The organism is Nostoc sp. JL33, from assembly GCF_017114985.1.
In the GTDB taxonomy this organism is placed as follows: Bacteria; Cyanobacteriota; Cyanobacteriia; order Cyanobacteriales; family Nostocaceae; genus Nostoc.
In genome coordinates, this window is sequence record NZ_JABXKP010000023.1 from 1 (window position 1) to 18,191 (window position 18,191).

Annotated in this window: 16 protein-coding genes and 1 pseudogene; 8 read left to right on the top strand and 9 right to left on the bottom strand. The window is 42.6% G+C overall.

The window, feature by feature from the left end:
• Positions 1 to 135: 135 nt before the first annotated feature.
• Positions 136 to 327 (bottom strand): hypothetical protein, encoded by a 192-nt coding sequence (locus HWQ23_RS05380; RefSeq protein WP_292824635.1) that lies wholly within the window; start codon positions 325 to 327, stop codon positions 136 to 138.
• A 321-nt stretch (positions 328 to 648) separates the two neighbouring features.
• Here HWQ23_RS05380 and HWQ23_RS33585 point away from each other — a divergent pair.
• The 3 genes and pseudogenes from HWQ23_RS33585 to HWQ23_RS05390 form a co-directional block, all read left to right on the top strand.
• A pseudogene (locus HWQ23_RS33585) lies at positions 649 to 747 on the top strand (IS982 family transposase); the annotation flags it as partial.
• 448 nt (positions 748 to 1,195) lie between these two features.
• Entirely contained in the window at positions 1,196 to 1,753 is a 558-nt protein-coding gene (locus tag HWQ23_RS05385; protein WP_292824637.1) for an HPP family protein, read from the top strand.
• 2 nt (positions 1,754 to 1,755) lie between these two features.
• Positions 1,756 to 1,923, top strand: coding sequence for a hypothetical protein (locus HWQ23_RS05390; protein WP_292824639.1), 168 nt, complete (start codon positions 1,756 to 1,758; stop codon positions 1,921 to 1,923).
• A 25-nt stretch (positions 1,924 to 1,948) separates the two neighbouring features.
• Here HWQ23_RS05390 and sppA read toward each other — a convergent pair whose 3' ends face one another.
• Both sppA and fni read right to left on the bottom strand, forming a co-directional pair.
• The gene (sppA, locus tag HWQ23_RS05395; protein ID WP_292824641.1) at positions 1,949 to 3,784 is read right to left on the bottom strand and encodes a signal peptide peptidase SppA; all 1,836 of its coding nucleotides are present in this window, start codon (positions 3,782 to 3,784) and stop codon (positions 1,949 to 1,951) included.
• A 177-nt stretch (positions 3,785 to 3,961) separates the two neighbouring features.
• Entirely contained in the window at positions 3,962 to 5,011 is a 1,050-nt protein-coding gene (gene fni, locus HWQ23_RS05400) for a type 2 isopentenyl-diphosphate Delta-isomerase (RefSeq protein ID WP_292824644.1), read from the bottom strand.
• A gap of 149 nt (positions 5,012 to 5,160) precedes the next feature.
• Between fni and HWQ23_RS05405 the strand changes: the two genes are divergently transcribed.
• Positions 5,161 to 5,745 carry a Uma2 family endonuclease gene (locus tag HWQ23_RS05405; RefSeq protein ID WP_292824646.1) on the top strand — a complete coding sequence of 195 codons (585 nt, stop codon included), beginning with the start codon at positions 5,161 to 5,163 and terminating at the stop codon, positions 5,743 to 5,745.
• 192 nt (positions 5,746 to 5,937) lie between these two features.
• Here the strand turns inward: HWQ23_RS05405 and HWQ23_RS05410 are convergent, their stop codons facing one another.
• A complete protein-coding gene (locus HWQ23_RS05410; protein WP_292824648.1) occupies positions 5,938 to 6,330 on the bottom strand; it encodes a hypothetical protein in 393 nt (130 codons plus the stop codon).
• A gap of 585 nt (positions 6,331 to 6,915) precedes the next feature.
• Entirely contained in the window at positions 6,916 to 7,155 is a 240-nt protein-coding gene (locus HWQ23_RS05415; protein WP_292824651.1) for a hypothetical protein, read from the bottom strand.
• Between the two features lie 154 nt (positions 7,156 to 7,309).
• Here HWQ23_RS05415 and HWQ23_RS05420 point away from each other — a divergent pair, with 154 nt between their 5' ends.
• The gene (locus HWQ23_RS05420) at positions 7,310 to 10,408 is read left to right on the top strand and encodes a HEAT repeat domain-containing protein (RefSeq protein WP_292824653.1); all 3,099 of its coding nucleotides are present in this window, start codon (positions 7,310 to 7,312) and stop codon (positions 10,406 to 10,408) included.
• 227 nt (positions 10,409 to 10,635) lie between these two features.
• Here the strand turns inward: HWQ23_RS05420 and HWQ23_RS05425 are convergent, their stop codons facing one another.
• The 3 genes from HWQ23_RS05425 to HWQ23_RS05435 form a co-directional block, all read right to left on the bottom strand.
• Entirely contained in the window at positions 10,636 to 10,815 is a 180-nt protein-coding gene (locus HWQ23_RS05425) for a type II toxin-antitoxin system RelE family toxin (RefSeq protein WP_292824656.1), read from the bottom strand.
• An 81-nt stretch (positions 10,816 to 10,896) separates the two neighbouring features.
• The gene (locus tag HWQ23_RS05430) at positions 10,897 to 11,175 is read right to left on the bottom strand and encodes a hypothetical protein (protein ID WP_229486677.1); all 279 of its coding nucleotides are present in this window, start codon (positions 11,173 to 11,175) and stop codon (positions 10,897 to 10,899) included.
• Between the two features lie 33 nt (positions 11,176 to 11,208).
• Positions 11,209 to 11,370 (bottom strand): hypothetical protein, encoded by a 162-nt coding sequence (locus tag HWQ23_RS05435; protein WP_292824658.1) that lies wholly within the window; start codon positions 11,368 to 11,370, stop codon positions 11,209 to 11,211.
• Positions 11,371 to 11,486: 116 nt separating this feature from the next.
• Here HWQ23_RS05435 and HWQ23_RS05440 point away from each other — a divergent pair, with 116 nt between their 5' ends.
• Complete coding sequence (locus HWQ23_RS05440; RefSeq protein WP_292824661.1) at positions 11,487 to 12,131, top strand: transposase; 645 nt, start codon at positions 11,487 to 11,489, stop codon at positions 12,129 to 12,131.
• Between the two features lie 44 nt (positions 12,132 to 12,175).
• On the opposite strand, the gene HWQ23_RS05445 is transcribed toward HWQ23_RS05440, so the two are convergent.
• Positions 12,176 to 13,723 (bottom strand): phenylacetate--CoA ligase family protein, encoded by a 1,548-nt coding sequence (locus tag HWQ23_RS05445; RefSeq protein ID WP_292824663.1) that lies wholly within the window; start codon positions 13,721 to 13,723, stop codon positions 12,176 to 12,178.
• Positions 13,724 to 13,910: 187 nt separating this feature from the next.
• Between HWQ23_RS05445 and HWQ23_RS05450 the strand changes: the two genes are divergently transcribed.
• Both HWQ23_RS05450 and HWQ23_RS05455 read left to right on the top strand, forming a co-directional pair.
• Positions 13,911 to 15,593, top strand: a complete 1,683-nt coding sequence (locus HWQ23_RS05450; RefSeq protein WP_292824666.1) for a serine/threonine-protein kinase — start codon at positions 13,911 to 13,913, stop codon at positions 15,591 to 15,593.
• Between the two features lie 210 nt (positions 15,594 to 15,803).
• Positions 15,804 to 17,981 (top strand): serine/threonine-protein kinase, encoded by a 2,178-nt coding sequence (locus HWQ23_RS05455; protein WP_292824668.1) that lies wholly within the window; start codon positions 15,804 to 15,806, stop codon positions 17,979 to 17,981.
• Positions 17,982 to 18,191 lie beyond the last annotated feature (210 nt).

Below are 18,191 nucleotides of genomic sequence, written 5' to 3' on the forward strand. Positions count from 1 at the left end.
CGCCACTGATTCCGAATACAGAATTCAGTGGGGGACTTACGGCGCAATAGTTAAATCCAGCAATGTTTACGACGGGCTATGCCTACAGGCTTTCCTGAAGATTCTGATCAAATTGTTGTTCACTCTACTGTAATATCATAGTCGGTCGATAACCACCAAAAACAGCAAAGCTAAAATTTTTGTACCAGCTATCCACATTTTGAAAACCAGCCGCTTCAAGCTGGCGAAGTTGAATATCAAGGGTTGCCATGCGATCGCACCACAGACAATCCCAAAACTACGCCCAGTATAAGCGATCGCATCTTGTTCAACTTCAGAAAGTTGCATTGGAGTGTAGTGTTAGACAAATAGAATTTTATTGCTGTATATAGAGCAAGTACATAGTTGTTATCTATCCTTAAACAATAAAAATCAGTCAAGGGAAGACCTAGCTTCCGCGATCTTAAAAGGTCAGACCTCTTGACTGCTATTCATATTATATCAGCTACTTTATAGGCTAACTTGTCTCTGGTTGCTTAGTTATTAAAGTAAAATAGCTTACTCTGCGATCGCGCCACAGACAACCCCGAAACTACGCCCAGTATAAGCGATCGCTAACAATACACTTCAAATAAGTTTGCTCAGAATTCATCGGCAAAACCCGCAACTTCCGATATTACTTGTACTTTCCCTAAATCGATTCATGCAGTCACTTATCAAGGGTTTTTACTTAAGCTTGAAGCATTTATTTTTGCTTTTACTCTTTGACAGGCATTTTTCTAAAAAGTTTAATTTAGCACTTTAAAACTAGTTAATACTGATAATGAACATTGAACTTGAGTAATGGTTGTGCCTCGCGCAACCGTGCATCTTGTTATGGACGATCGCCTGCAAAGTACGCGGAGGTTGATAACTAGCAACTTGGGTTATTAGGCTGACGCAAACAGATGTTTGATTACGAGGTTGCCGAGGCTAACCCATCCGCCTCCCCGTAGCCAGTGAGTTGTTGCCCACTGATGCGTAAAAAACATCTAAGTAAGTGATCAAGAAGAAGTCAAACAAAGAGCAATATGAACTCAGCTAATTGCCAATAAAATAGAAAAATCTGTGTATTTGGATACTTTTTAGAGATTTTTTGAGAAATGTCATGTTATTGTAACTTTAGTAAAGCCTTGCTCAGTCAATTCAGGAGTCGTGATTATCGAGTGGTTCATTCATGATCGACGGTAAAAAAGTTCGGTTGAAGTTGCAAAATTATTGGTTTAAAACCTTTGGCAGATGGCGATCTTGTCCGCTAACCTGCCCAATAGAGAAACCTGATCATCGGCATGTTTTTTGGAGTTGGATCGGTAGTTTCTTAGCCATCACTGCAACGTCTTACCTTGCTGCAAAAACTAATTCTCCTTTGCTGATGGCTCCTTTTGGTGCTACAAGTGTCTTGATCTTTGGTGTCCCTGACAGTCCTTTGGCTCAACCTCGCAATGTCATTGGGGGTAATCTTTTAGCTGCTATAGTGAGTCTGATAATTCTGCATTTTATCGGTTCTTCTCCCTTGGCAATGGGAATGGCTGTTTCTAGTGCGATCGGAATTATGCAGCTTACCGGAACTCTACACCCACCTTCGGGTGCTGTTGCATTAGTCGTCATGATGACGAAACCGGACTGGCTATTTCTGCTAACACCTGCCTTTGAAGGATCGATGATTCTAGTGCTATGCGCTGTGATCTTCAATAATTTAGCGGAAGAAAGGACGTATCCAAAACACTGGTTATAGGATTGTCTCTAGCAAAGCAGAGCATCCTTAAGCATCGGACAAAGAAGAGTAGGTTAATCGCAGTTCAATTCATTTTCGGTTGTTTTGGTTCGACTTGGATGTTTCCTTTGTATCACGTAGCCAATATTGATGACAATACCCTTGCGATCGCAAGGGCATTGTTGTTGTGATCGTTGGATAGATTCGGTGAGGATGTCAATCAATCTTCAAGTTGAAAGGTAAGCGGGCGTAAACCCCCTGTGGATCGTTCATCTTTTGTAGAATCTCTACTTCCTGTTGCAATTTTTGGAATTCATCGGTGAGGGGATTAGCTGATTTGAGTTGCGCCTTCTCAATCCCTAAAGCAGTCTGGACTTCTTCAGTTGCACGCCCAAAAAACCGTTCTCTGAAGCTGCTAGTGCGAGGATATTCTTGGACTTCCCAATCTTCTTTTAGTTTCGCCTGCTTGGCAGCATATGCGATCGCACTATTCAAACCGCCAATTTCATCCACCAAACCAATTTCTTTCGCCGCCACACCAGACCAAACCCGTCCTTGGGCAATTTCTGCTACTTTTTGTTCTGGGAGTTTCCGACCTTGAGAAACTTTATTCAGAAACATATTATAAATGCGGTTAACACTGCGCTGAGAAAGTGCCAACTCTTGAGGCGATTTCGGACGCGAAACTGTTTGAGTATCAGCATAGCGTGCGGTTTTCACCGTATCCCAGGTAATGCCATGATCATTGCCCAGCTTTTGCCCATTGAATAGTATCCCAAACACCCCTATCGAACCTGTAATGGTATTGGGTTCGGCAAAAATGCGGTTAGAGTCGCTAGCAATCCAATAACCACCAGAGGCAGCGACATCACCCATTGATACCACAACTGGTTTCACCTGACGAGTTAATTTCACTTCTCGCTGCATAACTTCGGCTGCGGTAGCGCTACCACCAGGACTATTAATCCGTAATACAACAGCCTTTACATCCTTATCTTGTCGCAGTTTGTTAAAGATTTTGGCAAAGCGATCGCCTCCTACTTGCCCATCTTCTCCTTTACCATCAACAATCTCGCCCTCAGCATAAACAACAGCAATTTCATTTTTTGAGCTACGTTCTACACCCAAAGATTTACCGGAAACTTCTGCATAACTATTCAGGCTAATTTGTCGGAATGTTTTGTCTTCTTTATCGCTATCTGTCAACTTTTTCAGGTCTGTTACCACTTGATCGGGGTATGCTATTTGATCAACTAAACCGCTAGTTTTGGCTTCTGTGGCTTCCAGTAGCGCCTGATTATCTGCGATCGCCTGCAACTGTGCAGGTTCAATTTTCCGACTTGCGCCCACAGTAGTGCGCCACTCTCCCCAAACATCATCCAACAATTTCTGAGTTTGTTCGCGGTTTTCTGGACTCAACTTTGTAAGGATAAACGGTTCAACAGCTCCTTTGAATTTCCCTACTCGCACGACTTGAACACCAATGCCATATTTCTGCAATGCTGCGGCGAAAAACATCGGTTGTGAACTCAAACCGTTGATTTCCATGATTCCCAGAGGATTAACTATAATCGAATCTGCCACTGAACAAAGGTAATATTCCTTTTTACTCCAATCACTGCCATAAGCGACAATCTTTTTCCCAGCAGCGCGGAACTCCTCCAAGGCTTTCCGAATTTCTTTCAGGGAGGCATAGCCGACGTTACTAATTTGGCTTGTGCTGCTTGCATCCAGATATATCCCGACAATTCGCGGATCGCGCCGCGCCTTTTCCAAAGTTTCCACAACTTTGCGGAGTGCCATCCTCTCGTCATCTACACCTGATATTGTGTTTTGAAACAGTTCGCCTGAGCTAGGTTTGCTATCAGTAATTTTCATTGACAAGTCAAAAACCAGCACTGATTTATCTTTCACATTTGGCCCAGTATCTTTAGAGGAAGTAGCAGCCATTATCAGGAAGAACAGTCCAGTGGTTCCCAGACCACCGAAAATAATTAGCCCTAGTAAGGTGCCAACTAAACTAGCAAAAGTTTGTTTGATAAAATTACGCATTAGTTATTGGGCATTGGGAATTGGACATTGGGAATTGGGCATTGGGAATTGGGCATTGGTTATAACCAATAGAAGACAAAGGGCAAAGGACTAATAACCATGCCAATTTTAGATTGGAAGAAAAATCTAAAATCCAAAATCCAAAATCTAAAATTGATTGCCCCATGCCCTATTTACCTATTCTATGCGCTGTAAACTGCCAGAATGCTTTAACTGATACAAGCTGGCGTTGCCAGTACAGAATAAAACTGTGGTGATTTCGGCGATTAATACTTCAGCCAGTTCCGCAACTGCTGTCTCTGATGTTGCTGCTGCTTGCAAAAAAGGCATTGCTAAACCAGCTATATCTGCTCCCAAGGCGATCGCAGCTGCAACATCCAATCCATGACGCAAACCTCCCGAAGCAATTAAAGGTACATATGGAGCGATCGCTCTAATAGTTGTAATGCACTCTCCTGTCGGTAAACCCCAATCGGCAAAAGTCTTCCCTAAGCGACGTTGTAAGGGATTTTCTGCCCGTTCACTTTCTACTTTTGCCCAAGAAGTACCCCCCGCACCAGCTACATCAATTGCTGCTACCCCGGCGGCAATCAGTTTGTTGGCGATCGCTGCTGAAATGCCGTTACCTACTTCCTTCGCAATCACTGGCACTGGAAGTTTATTACATAATTCAGATATTTTGTCAAGCAGACCCCGAAAGTTAGTATCACCTTTGGTTTGAATGCACTCTTGTAGAGGGTTAATGTGTAAAATCAGAGCATCAGCCTCTAAGATATCAACTACCCGCAAACATTCATCTAAGCCGTACTTATAGTTAAGTTGCACAGCGCCCAAATTTGCAAATAGCAAAACATCGGGGGCATACTTGCGGACAGCAAAAGTATCAGCCACTTGGGGTTTTTCTACTGCTACGCGCTGGGAACCGACACCCATTGCAATTTTGTAATGTTGCGCGACTTGGGCCAAACGTTGGTTAATGATTGCGGCTTGTTCTGTTCCGCCAGTCATGGAAGAAATTAACAAGGGTGCGCTAAGGTGTTTCCCCAAGAAAGTTGTACTGATATCAATATCGTCGTGGTTTAGTTCGGGTAAGCAGCAATGGGTAAAGCGATAACGTTCCAGTCCATTGGTGATTTGATGAGACTGAACATCTTCCTCTAAGCAAATCCGAATGTGATCGGCTTTGCGATTCTGAGTTTGTGCAGAGATATTGGTGGGGGCGTTCACTGGTGGGTATGGTTAAAAGTATTTGCGATCGCTATTGTTACATTGTCTGCAACCGTATTTTTATAACAAAAATATTTATTTTCGCTATCTTTAGGGTACGTTACGCTATTGATAACATACCTATCCCCTCATTTTGTGAGTTAATTAATATGGTTTTACAAATAGAAAAGCGCTACACCTCAGAAGAATATTTGGAATTAGAAGAGAAGGCTGAATATAAAAATGAATACAAAGATGGAGAAATTATACCTATGACAGGGGGGACAACTAACCACAATAAGATTGCAGGTAATTTTTATAAAAGGTTTCCCCTGACTGTGCAAGGACAAGATTATGAGATTTACATAGGGGATGTGAAATTATCAATCCCTCGTTATCGCCTTTATACTTATCCTGATATTATAGTCATCAAAGGTAAGCCTATTTATGAGGGAACAGGTACAACAACTATTACTAATCCCTTGTTAATTGTTGAAGTCTTATCAAATTCAACTAAAAATTATGATAAAACAGATAAGTTTAAATATTATCGTTCAATTCCTGGTTTTCAGGAATATATTATGATTGATCAGTATAGTTTTGCTGTAGAACAATTTATTAAACAAGCAGAAGGGCAATGGATTTTTAAGGAATATGAAAGTGAAGAGGCAGTTTTAGTTTTAGATTCTATCGATTTTCAAATTGCCTTGCGTGATATTTACGAACGGGTTAATTTTGAGTTGATTGAGGAATAAAACCTCTTAAGTCATAAAACAGCGTTAACTACTCTGACTTTTCACGTTATCTGGAAAAGCCACGAAAAACCTAACCCCCTAGACCCCTTCCCTACTAGCGTTGGGGAAAAATTTAAAGTCTCTCTCCTAAAAGGAGAGAGATAAAGAAGAGAGGTTTTCCAGATACCGTGAATAATGCCTACTTGTTGTTGGTTACGCCGTCTGTGTAGAAGCTGCTTTTGAGTCTGCGGCCGATTTTAACCGCGTAATGGTGGCTTTACGAATGCGATCGCTCTTGCGTACTCCGCCTGTCATCTCGTATTCCCGGCTGTCTTTGCCATACTTGAACGCTACACCACTAACCAAGCGTTCTGAGGTTTCCCGAATCGTCTTTTCAAGGGTTTCTATTTCTTCCTTTGCTGTGTCCAGGGCAGTTAGCATCATATTATACTCGTCTATCTGGTTGCGGAGTTGCCCGGTTAACTGCGTTAAATGGTTTAAACTGATGGAATTACCAAAGTCGAGGCTGGAATTAATCGATTTAAAGCCGATTACTTTCTGTTCGGTTTTTTCTAGCACGGGAGAGCTTCTTTTTTTGCGTGGCATCAATGCATACTTTTTACTAAACTTTATCTTTCTAGGATGTCTCAATGGGACAATATAGTGGTTCAGTATAACTTGCAAAATAAGGTATTTTTTGTAATAAGATTTGATTACTAGCTCAGTAATTACACGACGCTAGACAACAAATGGTTGAGAATAGACTTGTGTTGTGAACGAATGGACTTGTGTTGTGAACGAATGGACTTGTGTTGTGAACGAATGGACTTGTGTTGTGAACGAATGGACTTGTGTTGTGAACGAATGGACTTGTGTTGTGAACGAATGGACTTGTGTTGTGAACGAATGGACTTGTCCGCTTGATTATTTATTAAACCCGAAAAAGCCCACACCTTGCTAAGGCTACGGTGTACACACAAGTCTGAAATAGCTGATTAACCAAGGTTTTACCCCACCCTAACCCTCCCCTTATAAAGGGGAGCCACTGCGTTGGGCGGCTTTGCCGACTTGAAGCATGTGGCGTGAGGGAACTAGATTTCTTGTTTCCCCCCAATCTATCGGGGGGATTAAGGGGGGTAATTCGACTTGTGCGTACACTGTAGCTCTGCAAGCAAAGAGGGGCTTGTGATATTATTTATCCTTAGAACGGCGATGTGTGGGTAACAGGCTTGTTTTCTGTTTTTCTTGCAAACTGCTAGCTTGTTTCAGGACTGGGATACACTGGTTAATCATCCAGATTAAAACCTCAATTGGTGAGTTTCCTTGCTGAAGGCGGTTTTCGGCATTTACGCCAATTAATATTGTTTGCAGAATTAGCAAAAAAGCGATCGCTCTTTGACTTGCACTTTTACCACGTTTTTTAGCTGACATCTGAATTCACCTTGTTTTTGGGTTTACAAGGTCAATTATTTTTTTGGGTATTTCCCCAGACAAATCCCCCACGCAGCGTCTATAATGCTTGTATCGTCAGGTTTTGCAGCTTGGGTAAGCTTGTTTGTTTGGGTAATTAAAAATTATTTGACTGATGTCAAGAAATATTCGTGGAGATGAATCAGTTTTAGAGAATGTACTCAGTCTGGTAGAAGCATTGCTGCAACTCTCGGAAGAGCAAGACTGTGAATCAAAACTTCCACTTTGCGTTGTCTGGGAAGCTGATAAGCTGCGAATTACCGGATATAAAAGCCAACAGACAAAAGTAAACACAAGTAAAACAACTAAAGTTGGTACAAAGCAGGAATATTTACTCAACCAGATTAAAGATGCTGGCAAAATTTTAAAACTTCCCCGGCAAAAAGCAGAATCTAACGTTTCTCAGAAAGAAAGAGAATTACAAGAGATTCAAACTGCACTTGACTGGCTATGGAAGTTAGAAGTGCGAGAACCGCAAAAAGCCGCGAATAATCAAGGTTATTGGAAATTTACCCTGACGCTAAAACATCAGACAGCGACGATAAAAGATAATCTGGAGGTGGTTAAGCAAAAGTGGAAGGAATACCAAAAGACCAATTCAAAAGAAACATCCCAGGTACAAACAACAGATAATAGCTTTGATTGGCAAGAAATCTGCGGCGATATGCTGGAAAAGCACAAGCGTCTCACCACAAATGAGTTTCTGTTTGCTGATGATGACATGAAATTTGAGCTAGAGGCAATTCATGTACCTTTAGCATTGGTGAAACGTAACAAACCGAAGAAATGCCGCGAGGATATTTCCGCAGAACAAGGTTCGCAACTTTACGAACCGAGTTATGAAGAGAAGCAGCGATTTGAACATGAGGCTTTTTTAGAGAAAATTATCGGTGATGGTGTTGGTAAAACTCAAGGACACCGCATCGCTTTAATTGGAGAACCGGGTGCGGGAAAAACTACTCAGTTGCAAACTATAGCTTTTTGGATATTAAACAACAATCTGGGTTTACCAATTTGGATTTCTTTGGCAGACTTGCAAGGAAAGAGTGTAAAAGATTATCTGCTGCAAGATTGGCTGGAGAATGCTTTAGAAGTGGTGCGTGTAAAAGAAGAACAGGAAAACGCTTTTGCAGATTTATTCAAGAATAATCGTGTGTGGTTGTTGTTGGATGCAGCAGATGAAATGTCTTCACTCCAACCATTAACTGAGATTTCCCAGCAGTTGACGGGATGGGTGAAATATGCGCGGGTTGTGCTGACTTGTCGGGTGAATGTTTGGGAAGCAAACGCCAACGCTTTAGAAAATTTTGAGACGTATCGGTTACTCAATTTTGAATATCCGCAACAAGTGCAAAAGTTTATTGAGCGTTGGTTTCAACCTCGGAACCTCACCCCCCAGCCCCGTCTCCTTATTAAGGAGACGGGAAGTAACAAAGGGGAAAGATTATGGCAGGAATTAGATAAAGCTGAACGTCAGCGCATCCAAGATTTAGTTAAAAATCCTTTGCGGTTAGCCCTGTTGTGTAGCACTTGGCAAGGTTCTGATCAAGGTTTACCGGAAACTAAAGCCGGACTTTATCAGCAGTTTGTGGAAGAGGTTTACAAGTGGAAAGAAAACCGCTTCCCTACCACCGAAGAGAAGCAAGAGGAATTAAACGCAGCGTTGGGACGTTTGGCAAAACGGGCAATTGATCAAGAAACGTCACGGTTTCGGCTAGGACATAAGTTTGTGCGTGAGGAATTAGGTGATGCAAAACAGCAAAATTCTTTATTTTGGTTAGCGTTAAAGTTGGGATGGCTAAATGAAGTTGGAGTGGCTGCGGAATCAGCAACGAAAGAGAAAGTTTACGCTTTCTACCATCCCACATTTGAGGAATATTTTGCAGCGTTAGCGATCGCTGATTGGCACGAGTTTTTGAATCATGTTCCCGACAAACCCGCGCTAGGCGTTTATCGCATTTTTGCCCCGCAGTGGAAAGAGGTGATTTTGCTGTGGTTGGGATGTGAGTATGTGGGGAAGAAGGAGAAGGAGGAGTTTATTCAGGCGTTGGTGGAATTTGATGATGGGTGTGGAGAATACAGAGCTATTGATAGAGTCAAAAGGGGATTTTACGAGTTTCGCGCTTATTTTATCGCTGCTGCGGGGGTTGATGAGTGGAAAAATTCTGTCAATGCAGATGCTATTGTGACGGAAATCGTTAAATGGCGCTTTGGCGAGTTTAAGGTTCAACAAAACGAGTGGGTGCAATTTCTCACATCAATTCCAGAGGGAGCAAGGACAGCATTGCCTCAAACAAATCGCATAAAAGCGATCGCTGCTTTGGTGGAGTTAATCGGCAAACCACAACTGGATGATTATACCCGATGGCTAGCGGCAGAAAGCTTAGGGAAAATTGACCCAGGCAACGAAAAAGCGATCGCTGCTTTGGTGGAGTTAATCGGCAATCCACAACTGGATGATTCTACCCGAAGGCTAGCGGCATCAAGCTTAGGGGAAATTGACCCAGGCAACGAAAAAGCGATCGCTGCTTTGGTGGAGTTAATCGGCAAACCACAACTGGATGATTATACCCGATGGCTAGCGGCAGAAAGCTTAGGGAAAATTGACCCAGGCAACGAAAAAGCGATCGCTGCTTTGGTGGAGTTAATCGGCAAACCACAACTGGATGATTCTATCCGATGGCAAGCGGCATCAAGCTTAGGGAAAATTGACCCAGGCAACGAAAAAGCGATCGCTGCTTTGGTGGAGTTAATCGGCAATCCACAACTGGATGATTCTACCCGATGGCAAGCGGCATCAAGCTTAGGGAAAATTGACCCAGGCAACGAAAAAGCGATCGCTGCTTTGGTGGAGTTAATCGGCAAACCACAACTGGATTATTTTACCCGATGGCCAGCGGCAGCAAGCTTAGGGGAAATTGACCCAGGCAACGAAAAAGCGATCGCTGCTTTGGTGGAGTTAATCGGCAATCCACAACTGGATTATTTTACCCGATGGCAAGCGCCATCTAGCTTAGAGAAAATTATGTTAGAGGAACAGATGCCAAGTGTTGTCACCGTGTTGAAGGATTACTTATCACCTGAAACTTATAAAAATGACTTTGAGCGATTTGATAATTGCTACGAAGTTATCTGGAAGTGCGCCCAAAGTATGCACTACCCAGCTTTTTATCAAGCTTGGCATCAACAAGAAAAAGTGAAAGATGGAGAGTAGGAAAGAAAAATACTTCCTCCAGCCAAAACATAAGCGAAATGTGGAAGCAGCAATCCCTTGTAAAGACGCGATTCATCGCATCTCGTAAGCATCTCGTAAATCTATCGCGTCCGATATTTCCGCAATCCAGGGAATGCGATCGCCCCTAAATAAAACAGATATTGTGAATAGAATGGGAATGCGATCATTTTTGCGATCGCCGTGATGAATTGATTAAGCGATCGCCTTTACGGTTTATATACCTCGCTGCGATGAGCGATTGCCACAACAAGTACCTGCACAACTTCATCGTCTATAGAATAAATGACCCTGTAATCCCCAATTCGGTAGCGATAGTAGCCTGTATAATCTCCCTTCAGGGCTTTAATGTTGGGGTGCGATCGAGGAGTTTGTTCTAGCTGCTGCAAACATCGCGCAATTTTCTTAGCAAAAGAAAAGCTTTGTCAGCATTGACATAAACTTCTTGGACATCGGGATGAAGAATAACTTCATACATCAGAGCGAAGAGTTCTCCAGGCGGTGTATTGGGCTTTAGGCGTTACTTGATTTTGCTTAACCCGCTCTAACAATCCAGGAATTGCCAAAAGTTCTTGGGTTGCAGCTTCGCTTTCAGCATTTGCCAAATAAGCAGCAAAATCAGTCAGCACCTGTAATCGCTCTGGAGATAGTTGCTGGAGTAAGTCATTAAGCTGTTGCTGTAACTCTGCGACAGAGATCAAATCTGCTGATGACCCATCATCCATCGGAGAATTATCGGTAGTATTCATTGCCTACTTCAGAATTTCAAGGTTTAGTTTTTATTATGCATCAAATCTTCCAAGTGCTTTGGTTATCTTAGGGGAAACTGTGGCAGAGGCGATCGCCCCTAGTAAAACAGATATTGTAAACAGAATGGGAATGCGTAGGCGTAGCCCGCCGCAGGCATCGTTTTTGCGATCGCCCCTTGTAGAGACGCGATTCATCGCGTCTTCTTCCTTTGGGTCATTTACATAGCAGGAATAATTCCGAGTTTTTTGGGTTGGCAATTACATCAATGCAAAGCAATAATTGCATAAATTTTGATATCAAAGATGTAATCATGAATAATGATGAGCCTCAACCAGAAAACAACAAACCCAAATACAAAGGTAAATATCGAATTGATTCAACCCGTTTGCCAGCATGGAGTTATGCCAGTAATGCCGGATATTTCGTGACTATTTGCACCGGCGGTAAAAAATGCTTTTTTGGTGAGGTTGTACAGGGTGAAATGCAGCGATCGCCAATTGGAGAAATTGCTCAGAAATTGTGGTACGAGATTCCTAATCATTTTTCTAATTGCCAGATAGATTCGTTTTGCGTCATGCCTAATCATGTTCATGGGATTTTGGTTATTAATCAAATACGAGAAGACGCGATTCAAACGATTCAAACACAAGAAGACGCGATGAATCAAACACAGGAAGAAGACGCGATGAATCGCGTCTCTACAAGGGGGGATGGTGGACGGGGTGGGGTTACTGGGTTATTTAACCCGATGTTGTCTAAAAATTCTCTTTCTAAAATTGTTAGGTGGTACAAAGGACGATGTACATTTGAAATTAATCAAATATATGAAGGTTTTGAATGGCAAGGAAGGTTCCATGACAACATAATTCGTAATGAATTTGCCCTCGATAAAATTAGACAATATATTATCAATAACCCAATCAATTGGGAACGCGATGCCTACGGCGGGGCATAGCCCATCGCGAACAACCACCCTATTGACGTTCATCGCGTCTTATACTATTGACGGGTATAACGATGTTTCACCCCAATGGGGAAATATTCAAAATCACCCATTGGGGCTAATGTAACCTGTGGTGTTTGATATTCTGCGGGAACATAATTAGCAAACTCGCTATTTAGGCGGAGCAGTTGTGAAAGAATAGAAGATGCGATCGCAAGTCTTCGATCTTCACTACCCTCTACCCCTGGTGCTAATTCCACAGCCACAGATAAAAATCGATTCTTATCTGCATCTTCCTTCACCTGCAATACGAATTTACCCGTCACCCATTCTTGAATTCCTGGTTGTTCTAATCCCACCGTCACATTTTCTGGATAGATATTTGCACCAAAGTAAGAAACTGTAAAGTTAGAACGACCGAAGACATAAACGAAAGGTAGCTGATGAATACCTCTAAGGGAGTGGGGAGTGGTGTTAGCGATAGCGGGGCGTTTAGCCTGTGCTGAGTTCTCTAACGCTGCAACAGGATTAAATCCCCATTCAGCTAAAAATTGCAGCATGGCATCATAACTAATTATTCCACCAGTATCCAAGATGTCATAACGTACTAAGGGAATACCGTTATCTCCCGAAAACAGCAATCCGCCATCTTGAACTTCAAAAAAGCGACTGCAAGGATCATACTGTACTAGTGTGGGTAAACGCGATTCCCCAAATAAAGCTCTAGCAGCATCGGGATTTATTGCCAAAAAACGCCGAATGCAGATACTTAACGGTGTTTCATTGCCCAAAACTCCTGCATCCGCAGTACCGTAAAGTGATGCAAAATCATAACAGGGATTTTGTGAACCAACTCTTTCGCCAACTAAACTCCGCCATTCTTCACTAAATACTTCTCCCGCCATAACTAACTTAATCTGATATTGCTGCCACTCCACACTACAAGCGATACCAGTATCAATCACATCTTTTAAAAATGGCGGGTATCCCAATAACACCACTTGTTCAAATGCTGAACCTAATTCTTGGACAACTCGCAAGATTTCTTCTTTGTTGTTACCAGGAGTAATTACAGTGATGGGATAACCTTTACTAGCAAGATAACGACAACAATTAGTGGTAAACATTCCACCTACCCAAGTGCCCAAAGTGAAACAAATCACTGCTAGGGTACGTCTGGTATCTGTATAGAAACTATCGTGAAAAATCTGTTCAAAACGTGTGGCGATTTGGAGTTCATCTGTGAAAAAACGAGGCCAAAATGTCGGTTTACCACTAGAACCTGAAGAAGCAGCGATCATGTCGCACGCTTGCAGTTGTCCGTTGCGGCACAAGTCAGCCAAAGGATAACGCAGGATATAATTTTGTTTAGCGATCGCTGGTAGTTTTTGAAACTCCTCCAAGGTTTGAATAGTCGCGGGATTAATTTCCCTTTCTGCTAAAAACGCCTTGTATGCTGGTACATTAGCCGCCACATCGTGAAATAAACTCAAAGCTGCCGAAGTTTGAGTGTTGAGATGCCGTTGCAGTAGGGTTTCTAGGGGGGTAGACAAAAATTCTTCAAATGCTTTAATTACTTGCTGCTGTCTTGATTTGCGGTTCATAAGGCTTGTTGTTTATCTTGAAGTAGAACCAACACGGTTAAAATAATTCGTAATACTCGCCATTCGCCTAGCGTCTCGTAGAGAAGGCGAGAAGCAAGCTACATAATTCGTAATTCGTAGGATATCCGAAAATGAGGATATGCGCGTTGTAGTCATTCAATAAAACCTTAATTTATCCTTGGGCACCATGCAGCTCTATTGCAGTAAACAACACACAAATAATGGTGGGAACCGCTTTTGCACCCATTGCGGTGAACCATTACCTCTTGCTGTGGGACAGGTGGTGGATAATCGCTATCAAATTATCCGTCATCTAGGACAGGGTGGCTTTGGACGTACCTATTTGGCGGAGGATAGAAATAAATCTGATCAAACCTGTGTGCTGAAGGAATTTGCACCCCAAGTACAAAAACAGCAGGATTTACAAAAAGCTAAAGAGTTATTTGAGCGAGAAGCAAATGTTCTGAAAAAACTCCAGCATTCACAGATTCCCTGTTTTCACGCCTCGCTACAAGTGAAGATAGGCACTAAAGATTTTTTCTTTCTAGTGCAAGATTATGTGGATGGTGACAATTACTACCAATTATTAGAACAGCGTGAAACTCAAGGAAAAACATTTAGTGAAGAGGAAGTAATCACTCTACTGCAACAGATTTTACCCGTGTTATCCTACATCCATTCACGAGATGTAGTTCACCGTGATATCTCTCCCGATAATTTAATTTGGCGGCGTTCTGATAATCTGCCAGTGCTGATTGATTTTGGTGGTGTCAAACAATTGCCAGCTTCTCAAGGTTTTTGGCGCACTAAGTTGGTTGGAAATAACACTTTACTGGGTAAAAAAGGCTACGCCCCAGAGGAACAGCTACGGCAGGGTAAAGCATTTTTTAGTAGTGATTTATATTCTTTAGCGGTGACAACATTGGTCTTGCTCACGGGTAAAGAACCACAAAAGTTATACGACAGCTATCAGGGAATTTGGTTATGGGGAAAAGAAATTCAAGTTAGTCTGCAATTGGAAGCGGTGTTAAAAAAGATGCTGGCTTATAAACCGAGCGATCGCTACCAACGAGCCGAGCAAGTCCTGAAAGATTTACCATCGCCAACTGCAACTAAATCCCCAGCTAATTATATTACCACCAAAATTAAGACGATGGTAGTTGCTCCGGGAAGACAACGCGCCAGTGCTGTTATCAGTAAATTCCAGAGCAAAACGCAAGCGTTAGCTAAACCGATATCTTGGCCTGTTTGGATTCGCCCTTTTGTGATCAGTCTAGGGGGGACAGCTTTAGTTGGATTAACTTTGGCGGCGGGAAATGCAGTCATTCGGACTGTAACTTCAATCACCATCCCATCAATTTCATTTCCGCAAATTCCCCAGTTCCCAAATCCGAGCGCTAAACCAGTCAGCGAGAAAGGAAAAAATCGTGACCTCCAGGAAATTACCAGTCGTCGCCAACGGCTAGAAATTACTGAAGGATTTTTTATTAGCTTTGTAGATGATTTATTTTATACAAAAAAACCGGAGTTAAAGGGACGTAGCCTGACATCTAAACCTGAAGACGTTGGTTTACGAGATGAATGGTCTGGTATCGCTGACGATTTATTGGATAAACTAGAACAGGCTAACCTCAGTACAGCAGCTCGTCGAAAACTGGGTAAATATACTGCACAAGGTTACGAAACATGGAGACGGCAAGCGCGATCGGGGCAGTTTGGGAACTATACAATTGATCAACTGAACAAAGACACAAATGAAAAATTTGATCGGTTGTTTCCTGGTCAAGAGCGTGGGAAACTGAATCAACAGACTTTTGGTCAAGTTTGGTATGCGATCGCAGCTGATCAAGTCAGTAAAGTACAAAGATAGAATTGGGAGTTATAAATTAGGAGTAGAGACGCGATTAATCGCGTCTGTACAGGAGTTATGAATTACGGCAATTTTCTTTTTTTATAGGCCACGGTTTAAGACAGGGAGTAGGAGTAGCGTAGTTCAATCAATTGAAAATGCTACTCCCTACTAACTGTTGACTATTAACTCTTAACTTTTAACTTTTAACTCCTCACTCCTAACTTTCCAATGAATTCAATCTATTGTTCTAAAGGACATGAAAATTCCCCAGGTAGTCGCTTTTGTCTCCAGTGTGGTGAAAATTTGTTGGATACGCCCATGAATTATAGTATTCAACCGGGACTAACTTTAGGCGATCGCTATGTAATTCTGCGTCAAATTGGTCAAGGTGGCTTTGGACGCACTTACTTAGCTGAAGATGTCAACCGTTTCCGCGAACTTTGTGTTTTAAAGGAATTTTCCCCCCAAGTTCAAACCGCTTACGTTGTCCAAAAAGCTGAAGAACTGTTTGAGAGAGAAGCGAGTGTTCTTTATAAGCTGCAACATCCCCAAATTCCCCGCTTCCGGGAACTGCTTCGGATGAATTTAGGTGGCAAAGAATATCTGTTTTTGGTGCAAGATTATGTCGAAGGAGAAACTTACAGTTCTTTGTTAAATGCCCGGATACAACGGGGTTTGCGCTTTACAGAGGCGGAAGTACGCCAATTGTTGCTTTCAATTTTGCCTGTGTTGGAATACATCCACTCACTAGGAGTAATTCATCGAGATATTTCTCCAGATAACTTAATGCTTCGCACTGTTGACCAACTACCAGTATTAATTGATTTTGGCGGTGTCAAACAAGTAGTAGCAACAGTTGCTTCCCAATATTACCAACCCGGCGCAGTTGCACCTCCCCCAGCACCAACCCTATTAGGTAAAATAGGATTTGCACCCCCAGAACAGATGCAAACTGGGATGGTATCTCCCCATAGCGACTTGTATGCTTTGGCCGCAACAATGTTGGTTTTACTGACAGGAAAACAACCCCAAGAATTAATTGATAACTATACTCTTAGTTGGCAGTGGCGACGGGAAGTTAGCCTGAGTCAAACTTTGGCACAGGTATTAGATAAAATGTTATCTGTCAGACCAAGCGATCGCTATCAATCAGCCCGTCAAGTACTCCAAGCCCTCAACCAATCCCCAGCTAACTATCCCCCAACTCAATACCCCACCCCACCACAACCCACATCCGCCACCGTCGCCATCTCCCCCTCATCCCCCACCCTGCGGGAAGCTAAAGCTACATCCCCCTCATCCCCCCCTCCCCCCTGGTGGACACCTACAAAAACCTTCCTTGCTGCGGCGGCGGTAGCTGGTAGTGTTGGATTAATTTGGTGGGGAATGAATAGCAGCCGCGATGTCGGGGAAGTCAAACCTACTCCTACAGCCAGCCCAATCCCAACTGAAGAACCAACCGATCCTTTAGCGCAATATTCACCAGCAGAACGGCAGCGTAAAGAAAGATTAAGCGATCGCCGTCAACAATTGGGTATTGATGAGAAGTTCTACATTAACTTGGTGAATCAAGTTTTTTGGGACAGAAACCCCAGTTTACGGGGACGCACTCTCAGCAACGGTACCCAAGATGAGAGTTTGCGGGCAGAATGGGATAAAACAGCCTCAGAATTGTTAGAAAAGCTTACTCCATTGAGTAACAAAGCACGTCAAAAACTGGGAACTTATACAACTGCTGAACGCGCTCGCTGGAAACTACAAGTCAACAAAATCAACGTTGGTAGTCGTTCTTTGGCTGATTTGGGAAATGCTGCATTTTTAAGTGTATTCCCTGAACAGCGTGGTAAAGATTTTCTAAATCAGCCCATTGGACAAGTTTGGTACGGTTTTGTTAGCGATCGACTCAGTGCTATCCTTGACGGTAGCGCTTTCGAGAAACTTGTCTTTGATCCGGGCGCTACCGGCAAAACAGTCAGTGGTACTCTTCAACCTGGTGGTGGTAAAGTATTCATTGCTGGACTTGCCAAAGAACAATCTCTGGAATTGAAGCTAGAAGCAAATTCCCAAGTTTTGTTATCAGTCTATTCACCCTCTGGGAAAATTCAATTTTTAGAAGATTCTACCCAGCGTACTTTGTCAACTAAATTACCAGAAAGGGGATTTTACGAGTTTGTCGTGGTTTCCACAGCATCGAAACCAGTAGATTATCAACTCAGCATTACGGTGGAAAATCCCACTCCTCCCCCATTGTCAACACCAACACCAACGCTTACACCAACGCCAACACTTACACCAACGCCAACACTTACACCAACGCCAACACTTACACCAACGCCAATTCTTACACCAACTCCTACAGAAACCGCCACTCCTATACCGACACCGGCGCAGGAGACAACGCCTTAGTAGAGAGTTATCCTCTGCATCTGGAGTGTCTCTAGGTGGATATAATCCCTATAAAATTTATGTAAAGCTTAAGTGTTATTAAGCGCAAAAATTTCTGGATTAATATATCAATTAAAATTATCCATCTAACAATGCATTCCTTTAAGAGAAAAATATTTTTTTCTTAAATAAAAAATGATTCCTACCAAAAAATCTCAGGTTGAAACTTAA

Bases quoted from the DNA above. Each gene is read 5' to 3' on its own strand.
- HWQ23_RS05380 (WP_292824635.1), bottom strand. From the start codon at position 327: ATGCAACTTTCTGAAGTTGAACAAGATGCGATCGCTTATACTGGGCGT.
- HWQ23_RS05385 (WP_292824637.1), top strand. From the start codon at position 1,196: ATGATCGACGGTAAAAAAGTTCGGTTGAAGTTGCAAAATTATTGGTTT.
- sppA (WP_292824641.1), bottom strand. From the start codon at position 3,784: ATGCGTAATTTTATCAAACAAACTTTTGCTAGTTTAGTTGGCACCTTA.
- HWQ23_RS05405 (WP_292824646.1), top strand. From the start codon at position 5,161: ATGGTTTTACAAATAGAAAAGCGCTACACCTCAGAAGAATATTTGGAA.
- HWQ23_RS05410 (WP_292824648.1), bottom strand. From the start codon at position 6,330: ATGCCACGCAAAAAAAGAAGCTCTCCCGTGCTAGAAAAAACCGAACAG.
- HWQ23_RS05415 (WP_292824651.1), bottom strand. From the start codon at position 7,155: ATGTCAGCTAAAAAACGTGGTAAAAGTGCAAGTCAAAGAGCGATCGCT.
- HWQ23_RS05420 (WP_292824653.1), top strand. From the start codon at position 7,310: ATGTCAAGAAATATTCGTGGAGATGAATCAGTTTTAGAGAATGTACTC.
- HWQ23_RS05430 (WP_229486677.1), bottom strand. From the start codon at position 11,175: ATGAATACTACCGATAATTCTCCGATGGATGATGGGTCATCAGCAGAT.
- HWQ23_RS05435 (WP_292824658.1), bottom strand. From the start codon at position 11,370: ATGAATCGCGTCTCTACAAGGGGCGATCGCAAAAACGATGCCTGCGGC.
- HWQ23_RS05440 (WP_292824661.1), top strand. From the start codon at position 11,487: ATGAATAATGATGAGCCTCAACCAGAAAACAACAAACCCAAATACAAA.
- HWQ23_RS05445 (WP_292824663.1), bottom strand. From the start codon at position 13,723: ATGAACCGCAAATCAAGACAGCAGCAAGTAATTAAAGCATTTGAAGAA.
- HWQ23_RS05450 (WP_292824666.1), top strand. From the start codon at position 13,911: ATGCAGCTCTATTGCAGTAAACAACACACAAATAATGGTGGGAACCGC.
- HWQ23_RS05455 (WP_292824668.1), top strand. From the start codon at position 15,804: ATGAATTCAATCTATTGTTCTAAAGGACATGAAAATTCCCCAGGTAGT.